Annotated in this window: 13 protein-coding genes and 1 pseudogene; 6 read left to right on the forward strand and 8 right to left on the reverse strand. The window is 73.5% G+C overall.

Annotated elements, in window-relative coordinates:
* Positions 1 to 10: 10 nt before the first annotated feature.
* Entirely contained in the window at positions 11 to 658 is a 648-nt protein-coding gene (locus tag FF36_RS00275) for a hypothetical protein (protein ID WP_236705696.1), read from the reverse strand.
* Positions 659 to 1,197: 539 nt separating this feature from the next.
* Between FF36_RS00275 and FF36_RS00280 the strand changes: the two genes are divergently transcribed.
* A complete protein-coding gene (locus FF36_RS00280; protein WP_242418861.1) occupies positions 1,198 to 2,643 on the forward strand; it encodes a condensation domain-containing protein in 1,446 nt (481 codons plus the stop codon).
* A 56-nt stretch (positions 2,644 to 2,699) separates the two neighbouring features.
* Here the strand turns inward: FF36_RS00280 and FF36_RS00285 are convergent, their stop codons facing one another.
* Positions 2,700 to 4,433 (reverse strand): glycosyltransferase family 4 protein, encoded by a 1,734-nt coding sequence (locus FF36_RS00285; protein WP_044882893.1) that lies wholly within the window; start codon positions 4,431 to 4,433, stop codon positions 2,700 to 2,702.
* A 143-nt stretch (positions 4,434 to 4,576) separates the two neighbouring features.
* On the opposite strand from FF36_RS00285, the gene FF36_RS00290 reads away from it, so the two are divergent.
* Together FF36_RS00290 and FF36_RS40295 are read left to right on the forward strand one after the other, a co-directional pair.
* Positions 4,577 to 6,025 (forward strand): lipopolysaccharide biosynthesis protein, encoded by a 1,449-nt coding sequence (locus FF36_RS00290; RefSeq protein ID WP_044882894.1) that lies wholly within the window; start codon positions 4,577 to 4,579, stop codon positions 6,023 to 6,025.
* A gap of 304 nt (positions 6,026 to 6,329) precedes the next feature.
* Positions 6,330 to 8,753, forward strand: coding sequence for a hypothetical protein (locus FF36_RS40295; protein WP_422615056.1), 2,424 nt, complete (start codon positions 6,330 to 6,332; stop codon positions 8,751 to 8,753).
* 17 nt (positions 8,754 to 8,770) lie between these two features.
* On the opposite strand, the gene FF36_RS00300 is transcribed toward FF36_RS40295, so the two are convergent.
* The 3 genes and pseudogenes from FF36_RS00300 to FF36_RS39825 form a co-directional block, all read right to left on the reverse strand.
* On the reverse strand, positions 8,771 to 9,259 hold the full coding sequence (locus FF36_RS00300) for a GNAT family N-acetyltransferase (protein ID WP_173667257.1): 489 nt from the start codon (positions 9,257 to 9,259) through the stop codon (positions 8,771 to 8,773).
* Between the two features lie 60 nt (positions 9,260 to 9,319).
* Positions 9,320 to 9,508, reverse strand: a 189-nt coding sequence (locus tag FF36_RS00305) for a type II toxin-antitoxin system TacA family antitoxin (protein ID WP_242422207.1), incomplete at its 5' end; no start/stop codon positions are given.
* 1 nt (position 9,509) lies between these two features.
* Positions 9,510 to 9,589: pseudogene (locus FF36_RS39825) on the reverse strand (type II toxin-antitoxin system TacA family antitoxin); the annotation flags it as partial.
* Positions 9,590 to 9,664: 75 nt separating this feature from the next.
* Between FF36_RS39825 and FF36_RS00310 the strand changes: the two are divergent.
* The gene (locus tag FF36_RS00310; RefSeq protein ID WP_044882897.1) at positions 9,665 to 10,510 is read left to right on the forward strand and encodes an aldo/keto reductase; all 846 of its coding nucleotides are present in this window, start codon (positions 9,665 to 9,667) and stop codon (positions 10,508 to 10,510) included.
* A gap of 20 nt (positions 10,511 to 10,530) precedes the next feature.
* Here FF36_RS00310 and FF36_RS00315 read toward each other — a convergent pair whose 3' ends face one another.
* Positions 10,531 to 11,316 carry an ABC transporter permease subunit gene (locus FF36_RS00315; RefSeq protein WP_044882898.1) on the reverse strand — a complete coding sequence of 262 codons (786 nt, stop codon included), beginning with the start codon at positions 11,314 to 11,316 and terminating at the stop codon, positions 10,531 to 10,533.
* Entirely contained in the window at positions 11,313 to 12,491 is a 1,179-nt protein-coding gene (locus FF36_RS00320) for an ABC transporter ATP-binding protein (RefSeq protein WP_052680868.1), read from the reverse strand. The genes FF36_RS00315 and FF36_RS00320 overlap by 4 nt, the downstream gene beginning before the upstream one ends.
* A 518-nt stretch (positions 12,492 to 13,009) precedes the next feature.
* On the opposite strand from FF36_RS00320, the gene FF36_RS00325 reads away from it, so the two are divergent.
* Complete coding sequence (locus FF36_RS00325) at positions 13,010 to 14,836, forward strand: PP2C family protein-serine/threonine phosphatase (RefSeq protein ID WP_044882899.1); 1,827 nt, start codon at positions 13,010 to 13,012, stop codon at positions 14,834 to 14,836.
* Positions 14,837 to 14,884: 48 nt separating this feature from the next.
* A complete protein-coding gene (locus FF36_RS00330; RefSeq protein WP_044882900.1) occupies positions 14,885 to 15,589 on the forward strand; it encodes a DUF4230 domain-containing protein in 705 nt (234 codons plus the stop codon).
* A 139-nt stretch (positions 15,590 to 15,728) separates the two neighbouring features.
* Here FF36_RS00330 and FF36_RS36655 read toward each other — a convergent pair.
* A partial coding sequence (locus FF36_RS36655; protein ID WP_242422208.1) for a thioesterase domain-containing protein occupies positions 15,729 to 17,043 on the reverse strand: 1,315 nt, incomplete at its 5' end.

A 17,043-nucleotide genomic window follows, 5' to 3' on the forward strand; every position in this document is an offset into this window, starting at 1 on the left:
CGCGCCCGCGTCAGTCGAAGCCGTTCTCGCGCAGCCACCGGCGCCGCTGGCGGGCGGACAGAAGCCGGATGATGCGGGGCCGGCGGGCGTAGTCCTCCTCGAGGATGCGGCGACGGACGGTCGCGTCCCTGACGTAGCGGAAGCCGTCCTCGTCCGCCGACTCGCGAAACCCCATCTCGACCAGATCCTGCAGGTCCGGGGTGCGGTCCACCCAGCCCAGCAGGAACTCGGCGGCGGCGGGGAGTTCCGCCGCCGCGGCGGTGAACTCGTGGGATGGGTCAAGGCGCAGCAGGCTCGCCGTCCGCCAGAGCGGGGCGAGCGCGCCTAAGTCGTCGCGGCGGTCCATGCTGCGCAGGCTGGCGAGGGCGACGGCGAGCAGCCCCAGGCGCAGCAGGTCGGGGTCGGTTCGGCGAACGGCCAGTGCGGCCATCCGGAACCCGAAGGCCCGCAGGGTCTCCGCCTCCACCTCCGGGCGGATCAGGTCCAGTAGCTGTTCGAGACCGCCGCCGCGCCGCGCCTTACCCAACAGTTCGACGATGGCAAGGTCGCGTTCATGGGGAATCGTTTGATCGGTGTAGTGTATTGATGATTCGCCCGTGAGGCAGACGAGGTCCGCGAGTTCAATCCGGCCCGACGGGCACCTCTCGTTGCCGGTCATGGCGCTCCTCTCCGAAACTGGCCGGTCGGCGCAGTCCTCTGGCGCCGTGGCCGAGCGCCCCGATCGCGCAGAGTGTCGTCACGATGACCGGGAGGATCATGGGGGCATCCTCTCAGGTCCCGACGATGCCGACCAGTGGGTAACACTGGGTGACAGGGTGCCCGTTTCGGGACGGGGGGTAGGACGACGGTGCGGGGCGCGGGCGACCTTTGGGATTCGTTACGCCCACAAATTGGCTACTTTGCGTGAGTAGCGGCCCGGTGTCCGGGTGGGTCGTATGCCCCGACAGACACCGTTTTTATGGCCTCTGCCTGCCATATCCCTGTTCGGGGTGACCTTGCGGGGGCGGGTCCGGACGGGCCGGCGGCGGGTGACCTCTCTCCCGAGCAAGCGATTTTCCCTGGTTACGCTGGACCTGCTCCTCGACGGCGACGCGCGCCATCGCCGTGAAAACGCGAAATCCCCTGCAGAGAGGCCGGCCTACGACAATGGGATTGGCGCAGGACGGCGGGGCTCCGGCACCGCCGATACCCGATCGGGTGTTGACTCCGGGTGAGCAGATTCTCGCCGCGTCGGACCGGGCGAGTGCGCCGCTGACCTGCGGGCTATTCGTCCAGACGACGGGGCGGCTGGACCCGGCGCGGCTGCGGGCCGCGGTGTGGACAGCGATCCGTCGTCATCCGATGGCCCGCGCTGTGCTCTACGGATCCCGCCAGCACGCCTGGCGGTTCCCCGCCGAACCCACGGCGGATCCGGTCGGCTTCGTCGACGACGGAACCGACGGGTGGCGCATCCACGAGATCCTGTCCTCGGCGCCGTTCGACCTGCACCGCTACCCGCCGATCCGGGTGGCGCTGATCCGTCGGGCCGACGGCGACCAACTCAGCGTGGTGGCCCATCACCTCGCCTTCGACGGGCTGCGGCTCGCCGCGCTCGTCGCCGAGATCCTCGACCACTATCGCGCGACGGCTTACGCCGCCGACCGCGACGGTGCCGTCGCACCGGGCGAGGGACACCGCGGCGTGCCGGCGGGCGTGCAGCCGCTCGCCCGGGCCGGCGCGCCCGGCTGGGCCACGCTCGTCCGCCACTCCGGGCGCTACATCACGCCGCTGGCGGCGGGGGGCGACGGCTACGGCTTCCATCCGCTGACGCTGCCGGCGCCCACCGGCCGGCGGACGCTGCCGGACGGCCGGCCGATGACCATCAACGATCTGCTGATCGGCGCGGCGCATCTGGCGGTCGACCGGTGGAACTCCCGCCGGGGCGGGGGGTCCAGCCGGCTGCGGATCCGGATGCCGATCGCCCTGGCGTCCTCGCCGTCGTCGGCCGCGGCGCCGTCGGTCCCCGCGCCGGGCGAGATCGGCGGCAACCGCACCGGTCTGACGATCATCTCGAGTGAGGTCGCGGACCGGGTCGACGCACTACAGCTCGCCGTCCGCGTGGTGGAGCAGACCGACCTGGCCAAGCAGGCCATCCCGCCGGTGGTGCCGGGGCTCTCCGGGGCGCTCGGGGTCGCTGCGGCGCGGTTCGTGCCCGGCCCGTGGCGCAGCACGCTGCTGCGCTGCGGAGTGGCCGCGGGGCGCCCGGTGCTCGCCCCGACCGCCGCGGTGAGCAACCTCGGTCGCTTCGACGACCTGGCCGGGGCCGCTGGGCTGCCGATCAGCGCCGTGTACTTCACCGGGACGGCCGGGATGCCGCAGGGGCTGTTCATCGGCGTGCTCGGGATGGGCGACAGCCTGAACGTCACGTTCGGTTACCACCGCCATCTCCTCGGGCCCGGCTCGGTGCCGGCCTTCGCGGATCTGTTCCGAGCCGCCTTCGTCGAGCTGGGCGCCACCGGCGCCCCCGGTGCCACCGTGCCGACGCCGGTGACCGTGCCCACGCCCGCCGTGCCCACGCCCGCCGTGGCCAGGGCCCCGCGGCCGGACCGCGCGGCGTCGCCCGCGGTGACCACCCGCCGCGGCGGGGCCGTTCCGTCGCGTTGACGCGAGGCTGGGCGGCGCGCCGGTGGGCCGCCGCAGGCACCGCCCGCCCGGGGCCCTCACCCGCGGGCGGGCACCCCGGCGGCCACCCGCGAGAAGCCGGGGGCCGGCGGCGCGTCGGCCCCCGACACCAGCTCGCGGCTCGTGGCGAGCAGCAGGTCCTCTCCGGTGCCGGGACGCAGCCGAGGCTCGGCGGACACGCCCGCTCGAGCCAACGCCGCCCGCGCGGCGGCCTCGCCGGCGCCGTAGAGGACGGCGACCACCTCGCCCCCGTGGGGATCCGGCCGGTACACCAGGTCGGTGCGGCGCAGGGCGGGGCGGGGCGCGCCGGCCGGCAGCGTGAACGTGGCGTGGGTGAGCGCGTCGTCGACTCGGCGGCGATCGCGCGCCGCCCTCCCTCCGCGGCCCGAGCCGACCGGCCGCGCCAGCCGGTCGATCTCGGCGGTGACCACCCGGGCGAGCAGCTCGGCGCTGGCGTCCCAGGTGAATCCGGCCGCCCAGGCGCGCGCGGCCGCGCGCAGCCGGGCCGCGGCGGGCGGATCGGCCAGCGTCCGCAGCGCCTTGCCGATCGTTCCCGCCAGCGGCACGCCCTCGTCGACGAGCCAGCCCGTCGTCCCGTCCCGGACCGCGTCGCGCAGCCCCGGCACCCGGAACGCCACCGCCGGCACCCCGAGGGCGGCCGCCTCCAGCACCGACAGCCCCCACCCCTCCCCGTGCGAGGGGTTCACCGTCAGCCAGGCCGAGGCGAGCAGCCGGTCGCGGGTGGCCGCGTCGGTGTAACCATGCCACCGAACCACGTCGCCGCCACGGGAGTCGCCGCCACGGGCGTGGCCGCCCTCCCCGAGGGGGCCGTCCCCGGAGACGGTCGTCAGGCCGAGCGCGACCGCGCGGGCGACCAGCCGCTGCCGATCGGGGCCGTCGCCGACGACATGGACGGTGAGACCTGGATGAGCGGCGACCAGCGTCGGCAGCGCGTCCAGGAGCAGGTGCAGCCGCTTGTGCGGCACGAGCCGACCGACGCACACGATCGTCGGCGCCGCGGCCGGACGCCCCGCCGCCGGGTCCGCCGCATCCCCCGAGGACGCCATGCCGGCGGCGGTCATGGGGGAGGAGACGGCGGCGGTTGCGGGGGAGGGGACGGCGGTGGTTGCGGGGGAGGGGACGGCGGCGGTCACGCCGTTGGGGACGAGGAAGCGCGGGCCGGGCAGGCTCAGCACCTCGCGTGCCTGCGCCCGGGTCGAGGGGGAGACGACGACCACCGGGCGGCGCCGGTAGACCAGCCGGCTGCCCGGTGCCTCGAGCAACTGCCCCACCTTGGCCACCGGACCCGGGAAGTACAGCGGGAACTGCTTCTGGTGGACATGGTGCAGCACCTGGACGATCGGTGTGGACGCCGGCAGCACCAGCGGGCTGAAGAACGGGATCCCGTTCTGGCAGTCGACGACCGCGTCGACGCGGTGTCCACCCCGCCCGAGGCCCGCCAGCCGGCCCAGCACGGACGGATAGACCCCGAAGGTGCCACCGCCACGGCGGACGTCCACCCCGGCCACGTGCTCGGCCACCGGCAGCGCCTGTCCCCCGTCCCCGGCCGGCCGGGAGGTCAGCAGCGTCACCCGCGCGCCGGCTGCGGCGAACCGCTCGGCGATCGACTGGCAGAACAGCTCGGCCCCCCCGGCTTGCGGGTGGTCCTGATCACGCCAGTTGAGGAACACCACGTGCCGGCCGGCGAGGGTGGGCAGGTACCGGTGCTCCCCGAGCCCGGCGGGGTGCGGCGTGCTGGGGCTTCCGATCACCGGTGGCGTTCCTCTCGGTTCGATCGACAGGGCTTAGCATGTTCGCCTGCAACCTACAGATGTCGGAAAAATCGGCGGGCACATACCATGGCCGGTGTTCCGCCACGGGTGATCGACGTGTTCCGTTCCCGATGGGGAGACTGATGGCGAAGCCCTCGCGAGAGGCTGTGTCCGGCCTGCTGGCCGGCCCGGCAGCCCTGGCGGTCGCCGGCATGCTCGTCAACGGCTGTAACCTGCTGATGAACCTGATCGTCGCGCGCGCTCTCGATTCCGATTCCTACGGCGCCGTGTCCGTTCAGGTGAGCATCTTTCTGATCCTGTCGGTCGCCGGGAACGCCCTGCTCATCGCCGTCGTGCAGCACGAGACGTCCGGGACCGGGGACACCCGCCGCGAGCAGTGGTCCTGGATCCGTCGGCTGCGCGGGGCCTGCGGCGTCGGAATCGTCGTCGCCACCGTCGCCGCCCTGGCGCTGTCCCGCCCGGCGGCGGCGCTGATGTCCTACCCTCACCCGGTGGCGATCGCCGAGGCCACGATCGGGGCCGCGCTGTGGACGCTGCTGTGCGTGGAACGCGGCCTGATGCAGGCCCGTGGCGCCTATCAGCGGCTGGCCGTGAACTTCGTGGTCGAGGGCTTCGTCCGGATCGGCCTGGTGATCGTCTTTGTGGTCTCGGGCATGGGGGTCAACGGCGCGGGGCTCGGCATCGTCATCGGCGTGATCGTGGGCGCCGAGCATGCCCGTTGGGCGGTCGCCCGCACCCCGCGGCTACCCCGTCCGGCCGCCGTCCGCACGTGGTCGGCGCCGCTGCCCGACGACGGCACTCCGCCGGCCACCGGCCCGATCCCGATTCCGATCCCGGCCCCGCGCGCCAGCGCCCGCCAGAGTGTCATCGCCGACACCACCGTGGCGCTCGGTGCGCTCATCCCGCTGGCCCTGCTGCAGAACATGGACGTCGTCATCGTCGGCTGGCTGGGCACGGACGGGGTGGGCGGCTACGCGGCGATCTCGACAGCCTGCAAGGTGCCGGTCTTCATCGGGCTGGCGGTGGCCAACTTCCTGCTGCCCGAGGCGGCGCGGCGGCGCAAGGAGGGCCGCTCGGCCGGGGCGACCCTGGCGGTGGCCCTCGCGTTCGTCGTCGCGCCCGGCCTGTTTCTCGCCGCGATCGGCCTGGTCGGGGCCAAGTGGCTGCTGGGCCTGGTATTCGGGCCCCACCTGACCGGTGCGGCCCCCGCCCTGTGGGTGCTGGCGCTGAGCATGACGCTGCTGGCCGTCACCCTCATGTTCACCACCTACCTGCTCGGCGCGGGGGTCCGCCGGGTGGTCGGGGTGCTGGCGGTCGCCACGGTGGCGACGGCGGCGGCGCTGGTCTCGGCGGGCGGCGGCTCGATGGCGACGGCCACGGCGGCGCTCGCCGCCGAGTCGGTGACCGCGCTCGCGGTCGGGCTGCTCGTGGTCCAACTCCACCACGCCGACCGGCAGGCGGCGGGCAGGAGGGTCAGGGACGACGGGCGCGGCGGCGGGGACGCGCCGCCGCTCGGCGCCGCGTCGATCAGCGACGCGCGGCCCGAGGAGGGCTTCCCCGCGCCGGTCTAGGCGCCCCCGGACGGGCGTGGTCCAAAGGCCTTGTCCGATATGTCGTTCTAATCCGTCGGGTACGGTCGTCCTACTCGGCCGGGGCCCCCCACCCTCCGGCCTCGAGAGGGCCCACCGGCGTTGAGAGGCGAGGCCACCGCACATGCCAGCCAAGATCCGTTCGGATGCCGACGGCGGTGAGCGCGGGCGCACCACAGTCGGCAGACATGGCCGTCGTCGCGGCAGGGACACCCCCGACGGTCATGACCGAGCAAGCCGTCCCGACGCCGCTTCTCCGGACGCCCCTGACCCGGACGCCGCCGCTTTGTACACCCCTGACCCGTACACCCCCGACCCGGGCACCCCTGACCCGGGCACCCCTGACCCGGACGCATCTGACCCGGACGCATCTGACGACCCGGCCGCCGCTGCCCCAGGCGCCACCGTTTCGCACGCCACCGTTTCGGGTGCCACTCTTGCGGGTGCCGCGGCCCCGGACAGGCGCGCCTCGGACACCGGCGTCCCGGACCCCGCGACCCGGGACCCCTCGACCCGGGACGGCGCGGCCCCGGACCCCGCGACCCGGGATGGCGCGACCCGGGATGGTGACCTCACCGGTCGGGGCGGTGCCCTCGGCGACGGCACTGATGATCATGAAACTCTGCCTGGCCGCAGCAAGCAGGTCCGGATCGGCAGGCAGGTCCGCTTCGGAAAGGGCCATGCCCCCGACGGCGGCCATGCCCCCCGCGACAACCATGCCCCCCGAGACAGCCATGCCCCCCGCGGCAGCCACACCGCCAACGACGGTGATGACGGCGGCCCCAGCAGCGACGACCACGACACCCTGCCGGGTCGTGCCGGTGCCTTCCTCGGCGGGGACACCGACCAGACCGAACGCGGTCGCCGTGCCCGCCGCCGGGACCGCGCCGGCCGGCGTGACCGTGCCGCCGAGGCCACCTGGATCGGGGCCGCGGACCTGCCCGGCGCCGACCAGCCGGAGACCCCCCCCAAGCCGGCCGCGGAGGACGACAGGGCCGCGGGTGCGCAGCACACCCGGCTCAGTCGCCGCCGGCTGCTCGTGACCGCCGTGGGACTGGGCGCGGCCGCGGGTGGCGGGCTCATCGCCGGGCGGCTGCTGTCGTCGGAGGGGTCGGTGCCCGGCGGCCTGCCCCAGGGCCAGCCGTCCACCCCGGTCGGCGGGGTCACCGCCGGCCCCTCCGTGCAGGCCGGCTCGGTGACGAAGCTGCCCGAGAACCTGCTGACCATCTACGGCGCGCCCGGCAGCTTCGGCAACTTCGACGGCGGCCAGACGACCGTCCGGGTCACCGAGGTGCCCGGGTGGGGCTTCGGCCCCGGCCAGGCCGCGTTCAATTCTGCGGTGTCGGCCGACGGCACCGTGTTCATGACGACCACGCCGTTCTCCGACGACCAGTCGAAGCTGACCGGTACCGACATGGAGATCGAGATCTTCGAGCCGGACATCGAGCGGTTCACCCGGCTGGTGATCCCCTCGACGAAGGGCCGCCTGAGCCTGCCCCGGCTCGATCCGAACTACCGCGGCGTCGGCGGCGGGGACACCTCCGACGTGATCGTCGTGCCCGGCCCGGACGGCGCCCAACGGGTGCTGTTCACCTCGCTGATGCCGTACTACGGCTGGAACACGGCCGTGGACGGGGAGCTGCCGAGCGTGGGCCAGCTCCGCCGGGACCAGCCGACCGCGCGGTGGGTCTATGACCCGCAGGTGTCCTGGACGGCGGAGCAGCTCGCCACGACGGCCTCGCCGTCCCTCGCCGCACAGGCCTTTCCGCCGCTCACGCCGTTGCAGCCGCGTTCCTCGCGCGGGCCGGCGTCCATCGCCCGCCTGCCACGCAGCGGGCACCTGGTCATCGCCCAGTACCTGGGCGCCGGCGGCGGCGGAACCGACAACGGGGCGCTGCTCGTCGTCGACTCGGCCGGCCGGGTCCTGGCGCACTGGCAGTATCCGCAGGTCCGGCCGTTGGGCATCGCGCTGGTCGTCAACCCGCGGGAGGTCGTCGCAGATCCGACCAGCGAACCGGACGACGAGCGGTTCGTCCTGATCAGCGATGTGCGGGGCCTGGACTACAGCACGCAGCCGTTCCCGATCCAGGAGTTCTCCTACTCGGCGTCCCGCGGCACCATCACCCCGTGCAGCACCGCGGTGCGCGCCGTGCAGGACGGTTCCCGGATGGAATCCGCCGTCTTCGGCGCGGACGGCACGCTCTACGTGGCGCGGACGAAGAGTGACGGCCTGCACGCCGAGACCGTGGCCGTCTACCCGAAGCTCGGCCGCGAGCGCGGCCTGGTGACCCGCGCGCCGGCGACCGGCAACTGGCCGACGGACACCTGGGGCATCGCGAACCAGCCCGACTATCTGGTGGCCGGCACCGACCAGGGCGGGCTGGTCCGCAGCATCACCCTCGACCCGCGGACCGGCGCCGTCCTGCTCGCCGGCCTCGACGGCCTGGTGCAGGTCGTGCGGCCGGCGGGGCGCGGCGCACGGATGACCTTCCGCACCGAGCCGCCCATCGACGTGGGCCTGAACATGCTGCGCGGTCCGTCGACCCGCTACGTCGGGGTGCGCCGCGGCGCGGTCGACCCGCTGCGGCGCAGCCTGTGGCTGCCCGTCAACCAGATGGTGCTCGACGGTCTGCCCTGGCCGTACCCGCCGTTCAAGCTCGACCAGTGGCTGATGCGGGTCGACCTGGACGTCCTGCTGGGCGACGACTGAGGGCGACGGCCAAGGGTTCAGCCGCCGGCCACAGCGCGCAGCGGCAGCGCCAGCAGGTAGGGATCGAACCGGGCGTCGCGGAAGCCGACATGGCGGTAGAAGGCGCGCCCGGGTTCCCGCATCGCATGGGCGAGCAGCAGGGGTAGCCCGACCATCCGGTGTACGGTGAGTGAGCGCATCACCGCGTCGCGGACGAGCCGGGCGCCGATCCCACGGCCCTGGTAGCGCAGATCGACGGCGAGCCGGCCGACGAACATCGCCGCGACCGGCTCGGTCGGCCGCCGCGAGCGTCGGCGCGAGCCGGGGATGCGTTCCACGGCGGCCGTCGCCAGGCAGTAGTAGCCGGCGATCCGGTCGGCATCGAGGATCACGAACGTGTTCGTGGTCCGATCCTGCTGATGTTCGAGGGCGCGATGCCGCAGCCAACCGTCAAGCAGGTCGTCCCCGCTGTTGAAGGTCGTGCGATCCATGGCCTCGGTCAGGGCCGCGGGTTTGGTCAGGGGCACTGCGTGACATCCTTCTTGCCGGGTCGGGGACGCGGTCGGGAGGCGGTGGGCGGTGGCGGACTACTCCGCGCCCGGCTCGTCGTCCAGCAGCCGGCGCAGCCTCGGGGTGTCGGCCGGCGGCTCGTTGAGCAGCGCCTCGAACGCGCCCCAGTCCGTGTCCGGCACGCGGAACAGCCGCCGGTCGGCCAGCACCTCCTGGGCGTACCGCTTCATCGCCTCGACGGCGAAGTCCTCGAGGGACAGGCCCTCNCCCTCCGCGGCGGAACGGATGACGCCCGCCGAGTCCTCGGGTAGCTGTACGGCGAGTCTGTCGTCCCTGGCGGCACTCATGCTGGCAGTCTGCTCCCCGCGCGTCCGGGCCCGCTCGCTGGGTCTGCCTCATCGTGACAGAAAGGTCTGCGCGCCGTGCCGCCTTCGCCCGTTCCCACCGTCCCCCTCGCGCACGGCGCCCGGATGCCCCAGCTCGGGCTCGGGACCTGGCCGCTGGACGACCGCGCGGTCCAGGGCGTCGTGGAACAGGCGATCGGGCTGGGCTACCGGCTGATCGACACCGCCCACAACTACGGCAACGAGAAGGGGGTCGGCGCCGGCCTGCGCGCCGCCGGGGTGGCCCGCGAGGAGCTGTTCGTCACCACGAAGTTCAACAAGCGCTCACACAGCGTGCGGGGAGTGCGCCGGGCGGCCGCGGAGAGCACCCGGCGGATGGGCCTCGACTACGTCGACCTGTTGCTCATCCACTGGCCCAACCCGTGGCGGGACCGGTACGTCGCTGCCTGGAAGGGCCTCGTCGACCTGGTGAAGGATGGTCAGGTGCGGGCCATCGGCGTGTCGAACTTCAAGACGACCCACCTGGACCGGCTGCTGGCCGAGACCGGGGTGGCCCCGGACGTCAACCAGATCCAGCTCGATCCGCGGCTGGGTCGGGGCGCGGTCCGCGCCTACCACGCCGAGCACGGCATCGTCACCGAGGCCTGGAGTCCGCTGGGTGCCGGCACCGGCCTGCTCGACGAACCCGTCATCACCCGGATCGCCGCCGCGCACGGCCGCACACCCGCGCAGATCGTGCTGCGTTGGCACGTCGAGCTCGGCGTGGTGGCGGTGCCGAAGTCGGCCAGCCCGGCCCGGCTGGCCGAGAACATCGACGTGTTCGGCTTCAGCCTGACCGCGGAGGAGATCGCGGCCATCTCCGGCCTGGACCGCGGGGCCGCCGGCGAGGCCGACGCCCTGGACTCCGACGTCTTCGGCCACTGACGTCTTCGGCCCCTGACGTCTCAGGCGGTCATGTCTCGCCGCCGGAAGACCATCAGGGCGAGCAGCACCATGACGCCGGCGTAGACCACCCCGCGCAGCAGGGCGTCGGCGTAGGGCATGGGGTCGGCGGCGCCGCCGGTGGCTATCTCCTGCATGAGCTGCACCGGCAGCCACGAGCGCGCCGGGCGGTAGATGCGCGCGATCAGCATCTCCACCGGAAGCGCGTAGGCGAGCGCGACGGCGATCGCGGCCGCCGGCCCGCGTAGCAGGATCGCGGCCAACGCCCCGATCGCCGCGTACCCCAGCGAGCCGAGGCACAGGTTGACGAAGCCGGTGCCGAGCTCGACCAGTCCCGCCCCACTGCTCCAGGCGGCGGTGGACACCCCCCGGGTCGGCGCGAGCAGGAACGACAGCCCCACCGAGACGGCCGTGGCCGCTGCGACGATCAGGACGACGAAGGCCGCCAGGGCGAGCAGCTTCCCGGCGAGCAGCCGGGCCCGGTGGGGCCGGGCGACGAGCTGGTTGCGCAGGGTGCCGTGACTGTGGTCACCGGCCAGCGAGGCGGCGACGACCGACAGCGCCACCACCCCCAGCAGGATGCTGACGGCCTGCACGCCCTGGAGCAGGCCGTCCGGCCGGGACAGGGCGGCGGCGGTGACCGGATCGCCGTCGAAGTCCCGGTGCCCGACCGAGAAGAAGGTCAGCACGGTGCCGAGGAGGGCGCACGCGACCACGGCACCGAGCGTGCCCAGCAGGAACCGGGGCCGCAGCAGGGGCACCCATTCGGCCCGAAATGCCGCGATCATGTGGCACCCCCGCGGCTGTGGGCCGGGTCGAGCCCGGCGCCCACGGGCGGCGGCACGCTCCCATCCGGCTCCTGCCCGGCCTGGGCGGTACGGACCAGGTCGCCGTCGATCTCTCCGGTGACGCGCAGAAAAGTCTCCTCCAGGTTGGGTCGGTGGGTGCGCAGCGAGCGCAGGGTGATGCCGGCGCGCATCGCGAGCCGGTTGAGGTGGGCGGCCAGTCCCTCCGGGGCGTGCGCGGTGACGACCGGCCGGCGGCCCCGGGTGGCCGAGGCGTCCGGAGGACCGTTGCGCAGATCGATCTCGACGCGCAGTCCCTCGTCGCCGAGCAGCCCGGCGAGCCGGCGCGCGTCGGCATCGTGCTCGGGGATCATCACGATGCGGGGATCCTCGGCCGCGAGCAGGTCGGTGACGTGGCCCTGGAACAGCATCCGCCCGCCGTTGATCATGACGAGGTGGTCGCAGATCTGCTCGACCTCGGTGAGCAGGTGGCTGGAGACGAAGACGGTCATCCCCCCGCCGGCGAGCTGGCCGAGCAGCGCCCGGATCTCCCGGATGCCCGCCGGGTCCAGACCGTTGGTCGGCTCGTCCAGGATGAGCAGGCACGGGTCGGGTAGCAGGGCGGCGGCGATGCCCAGGCGCTGCTTCATGCCGAGCGAGTACGTGCTGAACCGGTCGTCGGCCCGCTCGCCCAGGCCCACCTGCCCCAGCACCTCCTCGACGCGGCGCTGTCGGAGGGCCCGTTGCCAGCCCCCGATGCCGCGCAGGATCGCGAGCTGATCGAGGTTGCGCCGGCCCGACAGGCCCGGGTGGAAGGTCGGGCCCTCGATCATCGCGCCGACCCGGTGCAGGTAGCGGTCCGGCTCGGTGATCGGCTCGCCCAGGACGTGGCCGTGGCCGGCCGAGGGCCGGATGAGGCCCAGCAGCATCCGCAGCGTGGTGGACTTGCCGGCGCCGTTTGGCCCGACGAAGCCGGACAGGGCCCCGCGGGGCACCTGGAGGTCGAGATGATCCACGGCGCGCCGGGCGCCGTAGCGCTTGGTCAGCCCGCGGGTCCAGATCGCCGTGTCGGCGCGGGCCAGGCCCGCCGTACCGTCCATGACGGTCGGCGAGGCGGCCGTCCCGTGGGCCGGGTCGTGGTTCGCGTGGGCCGGGTCGGTGGCCGAACCGGAAGTCATCGTGGTGCTGCTCCCACCCTGGGTGTCGGATGCCCGCCGCAGGGGGCGCCCTGCAACGGCGAGCGTCGGGGAGTGCGACCGGGGCAGTCCGTGAGCGCTCGCGGCCCGGTCGGGTGACGCGCACCCGCGAAAGTCAGGGGGCGGCACGTCCACGAATGTCAACGACCAGCCTGTGGGCCGGGTTCCAGCTCCGCGGCTTCAACCTGTGTTTTCCCGCCGGTTGACCTCGTCACGCGCCGAGGCTCGGCGTGGACGAGCAAATCAGCCTTTTTAGCTGGATTTCCTGACCGACTTCGTTTTTCGTACCGCCAGTGACCTGGCCGCCTTTTTGGACGCGACGTGGCGGTACCGCCGGCATGTTCCGGTCGCTCGGATCGCTTTCCTTCGGCTGGCGGGCGCGCCGGACCCGTCGGGTTGCAGGCCGGGGCTGCCCGCCGGACGACCGACAGGACACCAGGGACGCGGGACGCCCGTCACCCGACACAACCCGCCCCCGACGAGTGGACGACAATCCTGGCGTGGGCGAAACGGCTGGCCTCCGGCGCGGCATCCGGACGCTGACGCTGCTTGCCAGCATCGCGATCATCGTGATGCTGGTGCTGGCCGTGGCCTCCGCCCTGCGGTCGCGGCACGCCGCCTCCGAACGGGGAAAGCACCTGGACCCCGCGGCCACGACCACCGCGATGCTCCTCGCCGACTTCGTCGATCAGGAAAGCGCGTTGCGTGGCTACATCGTCACCCGCGACCGCGGCTTCCTGGAGCCGTTCGACGACTCCCGGCGTTCGGTTCCCGCGCTCAACGCGCGGCTGGACGACCTGCTGGCCGACTTCCCCGACCTGCGGGCGCAGCGGACCCGGGTCGACGTCGCCTACGGGACCTGGCGGCGCGAGGTCGTCGAGCCGGAGCTGGCCGCGATGGCCCGCGGCGACGTGGCCGGGGCCGCCGGCATCGTCCGCGCGAACGCCCGCCGCGACTTCGACGAACTGCGCCGCCAGGCCGCCCGCCTCGCCGGACAGATCGACCGCGAGCAGGTCGAGGCGTCCGGCCGGGTCGAGAGTTCGTCCGTGCTGCTGCTGAGCTCCCTGGCCAGCGCGATGTTCGTCATCCTCGGTGTCCTGGTGACGATCATGATCGTGCTGCGGCGCTGGCTGCTGCGCCCGATCGGCGCCCTGCAACGCTCGGTCAACTCCGTGGCGGCCGGGCGATACGACACGCGGATCCCCTCGGTGGGCCCGGCGGAGATCGTGGCGCTGGCGGCGGACGTCGAGACGATGCGTGCCCAGCTCGTGCGCCTCGTGCGGCAGAACGAGCGGTCCTGGGAGGCCCTGGCGCAGCAGGGGCCCGCCGTTATCGCTCTGCGCGACGCGCTCACCCCCTCACTGCTGCGAGCCCGCGGGCTGATGTTGCACGGACGGGTCGATCCGGCCCAGGGGGAGCTTGCGGGGGACTGGTACGACGCCTTCGAGCTGCCCGACGGACGCGTCGCCGTGGTCGTGGGCGACGTCTCGGGCCACGGCGCCGCAGCGGGCGTCTTCGCCCTGCGACTCAAGCAGCTCCTCGACGCCGCGCTGTCCACCGGCGCTGGCCCGGCCGCCGCGGTGGAATGGGCGGTGGAGAACCTCGGCGAGACCGAGGAGATGTTCGCCACCGCCATCATCGCCGTCGTCGATCCACGCAGCGGGGAACTGCACTACGTCAACGCCGGCCACCCGGACGCGCTGCTGCTGCGCCGGGCCGGGCCTGCCTGGGCGATGGCCGCGCCGGCCGCCCCGCCGGCCATTCCCCACCCCGCCGCGCCGCCCGCCCCGCCGGCCGGGGCCGTCGACGATGCCAGGGTCGACGCGGTGGTCGACGCTGCGGACCCGGCCCGCAAGCGGGACGCCGGCGTCGCGGGGCCCCGGCCGTCGGTGAGCGTCAGCGCGATCGTGGGGCCGGCGGCCGGCGCGCGCCGAAGGCCGACGAACCAGGCGCCCGCGCCGAAGGGGAACCGCCGGCACCCCGCCGCCCAGATCGTGCGGCTGCCCCCGACGGGGCCGCTGATGTCGGGCCTGCTCGCCGCGCCCGGCGCGTGGGAGATCCGGACGTTGCACCTCGAACCGGGGGACGCGCTCATCGCCTACACCGACGGGCTGGTCGAGGCGCGCGACGCCGCCGGTCGCCAGTTCGGCGCGCACCGGCTGATCGCGGAGATCCTGCGCGACCCCGGCCGCACCCCGGTGGGCCTGCTCGACGCCGCCTTCGACGCCGTGCGCCGGCATGCCCCGGGCCGGCAGGGCGACGATCGCACCGCGATCATCCTGGCGCGCACCAGCGAGCCGGCGGCGATCACCGGCGGGCGGTCGTAACGCCGACAATCGGCGTGGTTACCGGGGTTTTCGGGTACATCTTGCGCCATGAACGACGAGCCCGGCACGGACCGGCCCACCCGCTCGAACCGGACCCTGCGCTCCCTGCCGTCCCGCTTCAGCCCGCTGCGGCTGATCGCCACCATCCTGCTCGCCGTGCTCGTCGTCGGCCTGATCGCGGTGGTGGCCGGGTGGCGGCCCAGCCTCAACCCGTTCAAGGAGCGGACGATCGACCGCAGCTCCCCGGCGGTGCTGCGCTCGCTGGAGGACCTCAGCTCCTACCACGCCGCCGGCGCCCACTTCGAGGTCGTCGTCGATCTCGAGGACGACACCAGGTGGATCCCGGCGGCGCTGAAGGGGGAGCGCACACTGTTCGTGGGGGTCGGCACGGTCGACTCGACGGTCGACTTCGGCCACCTCGACGCCGACGCCGTCACCGTCTCGCCGGACCGCCGATCGGTGACCATCGAGCTGCCGAACCCGACCCTGTCCACGCCGGTGCTGGACCTCGACCACAGCTACGTGGTCGCCCGCCAGCGCGGTGCGCTGGACCGGGTTGGCGGCCTGCTCGGCGGGGTCAGCAGCGACAAGGGGCTGTATCAGAAGGCCTCGTCGAAGATGACCGACGCGGCCAGGACCGACGGTCAGGTCATCGAGCTGGGCAAGAAGAACACGACCGCCATGCTGCGCGGTCTGCTCGGGGCGCTGGGTTTCACCGACGTCCGCGTGACCTACGCCGCCGACCGCCGCTAGCCGGGCGGCTGGCTGGTGGCCTCCCGGCACCGCCCGGCCACGGGCGGTGCCGGGACCTGGCCACCGGGTGCGGCCGGGGGACACGGCCGGAAGGACACGGTGGTCCCTGACCGTCGCCCGGACGGGCGAGACCGACGGCTCAGCGCCGAGCCGCCTGCTCGGCCACCACTCGGTCGATCTCCGCCTGGAAATGCTCGGAGATCTTTATGACATGCGGTTCCCGAAGCAGATAAAAATGTTCACAAGGGACATAGTGCGTGTCGTGGCTGCCGGTGAGAAAAGCCGACCAGGCGTCCTCCGAGTCCGGATTTTCGGCCGATCGGTAGACGAGGGTCCGGCCGGCCCACGGCTGCGGCCGGTAGAAACGCTCGAGTAGCCTGCCGTGATTGAAGAAGACGTCGAACTGCTCCATTCCGCCGAACTGCACCACTCCGGTCAGCGGAATCTGCACCATTTTCTTCAGCGTCGCGATGTTGGTGAAGTTCGCCCGCTGCTCCGGCAGTAGCCGCTGGGTGAAGCGCGTCAGCCGGTGGCGGTAGGTACGGGCGTGCTCCTGCGCACCGCCGGGCGTCACCGGCGCGCCGGCTCCGTTCGCGGTGTCGGCGGCCGGCGCTGCGCCGTCCTCCTCGCCGGGCGTGATCCGCAGGGAGGACGGCATGTAGGTGTCCATGATCGACAGAAAGCCGACCTCGTCACCGGCCGCGGCGAGCTGCTGGGCGATCTCCATCGCGATCAGACCGCCGAGGGAGTGCCCGGCCAGCAGGTAGGGGCCCCGCGGTGCGATGATCCGGATGATCTCCAGGTGGCGGCGGGCGGTCTTCTCCACGCTCCAGTCGGGGAAGCCGCGCCGTTCCAGACCGTGTGCCTGGAAGGCGTAGACCGGCTGGTCGTCGCCGAGCCGGCGGGCGAGCGAGTGGAAGCCGAGCGCGAGCGCACCGGCTCCGGCGAAGCAGAACAGCGGCGGGCGCGAGCCGGTGGTGCGCAGCGGCACGACGGTCGGGTGGCGGGGGCCGGCCTGCTGGGCCAGCGAGACCGTCCGGGCGAAGGCGCCGAGCGTGGGGGAGTCGACCAGGGCCGACGACGGCAGGGAGACCCCGAGCTTCTCGCCGACGAGGGTGAGCAGCTCGTTGGCGGCGAGCGAGTCGCCGCCGAGCTCCATGAAGTCGTCCTCGATCCCCACCTCCTCCAGGTCCAGGACCCGGGTCCAGATGTCGGCGACGACGATCTCCCACTGGGTCCGCGGCCGGGCGGACCCGGCGGGGGCCGCGGGCGGGGGCGGCAGTGCGCCGCGGTCGACCTTGCCGCGCTCGTTGCGGGGCATCTCCGCCAGCGCCACGATCGTCGTGGGCACCATCCAGACCGGCAGCCGCTCGCGCAGCGCTCGGCGGATGCGCACCGGGGACAGCGTGTTGCCGTTCACCGCTGGGACGACGTAGGCGACCAGGCGGTTCTGT

The sequence above is a fragment of the Frankia torreyi genome (genome assembly GCF_000948395.1).
Classification (GTDB): domain Bacteria; phylum Actinomycetota; class Actinomycetes; order Frankiales; family Frankiaceae; genus Frankia; species Frankia torreyi.